Source organism: Empedobacter sp. R132-2 (assembly GCF_030324375.1).
In the GTDB taxonomy this organism is placed as follows: Bacteria; Bacteroidota; Bacteroidia; order Flavobacteriales; family Weeksellaceae; genus Empedobacter; species Empedobacter falsenii_B.
The window spans coordinates 1-1,126 of record NZ_JACAGG010000078.1; the positions used below are offsets into that span (position 1 = coordinate 1).

Below are 1,126 nucleotides of genomic sequence, written 5' to 3' on the forward strand. Positions count from 1 at the left end.
CTGATTTCTATGACAAAACCAAGTTATTTTTATAAATATTTTGATTTTTAATTAGTGCATAAATTCTGTGAATTATTTTATTTCTGACTGCGTTTAAGACCGACATTTTATTTTTCCCTTCTTCTACCTTTCGATGATAATAAATAGCCAAGTCATTATCTAAACGAATAGCACTCATTGCAGCTAAATGCAATAGTTTCTTCAAATCTTTATCAGCCATTGATGAAACTTTCGGTTTTCGCCTTATGGAAGTTCCAGATTGAAAATCAAATGGAGCTATTCCAGCATAGCAAGCCATTTGTCTAGGTGTATTTATGGTTGTAAAACCATCTGTTTTAATCAACATATTAAATGCTAAAACTTTTCCTACACCAGGAATTGATTGTATTCTTTTATAATGATTATGAAGCTGTTCATCTTCGTTAATTAATTGATAGATTCTTTCTTCTATTTCATTAATTTGTTTCGTTAAGACATCAATAAGCTTAGTGTTTAAGCGTAATACAGCTTTATCCATAGTTGATTTTAAGAATTGTTCATCTTTTGCTTGAGCTAGTAATCCTGCTCTTATTTTAACGCGATGTTTTCTTTCAGCATTCAATAATTTTATCTTTTCAATGACTTTCGAATTAGGCTTCCACTGTTGAAGATCCATATAATTTTTAAGTAAAAATACAGCAATACGTTCGCTGTCAATTTTATCATTTTTACCTCTAACTAATCCCATACTTTTTTTCAAATGCAAAGGATTGATGACATAAACAGCAAAAGAATGTTGAATTAATACGTTGTAAAGAAGGATGTTAAATCTCCCTGTATTCTCCATTCCAATTAGAATATTTTGTCTCTTAACAAATTGTTTCAAAAAAGATTTGATAGCTTTTTCAGTATTAGCAATAGTATCAAAACGATTCACTCCATTTTCTTGAATGCAGATGTCTAAAGTTAATTTACTCACATCAATACCAATAACAATTTTTTCCATAAATTTGAATTTAATGAGAAGTGAAACTTATCAATAACTCGATTCCTTACTAATGGGTTTTTAACCCGAATTTCTATTTGAGAATTTGATAAGAAAGAGTTGAGTCTTAATCAGAATATGAGATTATATAGCTCTGAACTC

The 1,126-nt window shown here is 29.1% G+C and carries 1 protein-coding gene; it reads right to left on the bottom strand.

Annotated elements, in window-relative coordinates:
• Window positions 1-7: 7 nt before the first annotated feature.
• Window positions 8-985, bottom strand: a complete 978-nt coding sequence (locus HXZ69_RS15205) for an IS110 family RNA-guided transposase (RefSeq protein ID WP_038337380.1) — start codon at window positions 983-985, stop codon at window positions 8-10.
• Between the last annotated feature and the right edge of the window lie 141 nt (window positions 986-1,126).

Bases quoted from the DNA above. Each gene is read 5' to 3' on its own strand.
- HXZ69_RS15205 (WP_038337380.1), bottom strand. From the start codon at position 985: ATGGAAAAAATTGTTATTGGTATTGATGTGAGTAAATTAACTTTAGAC.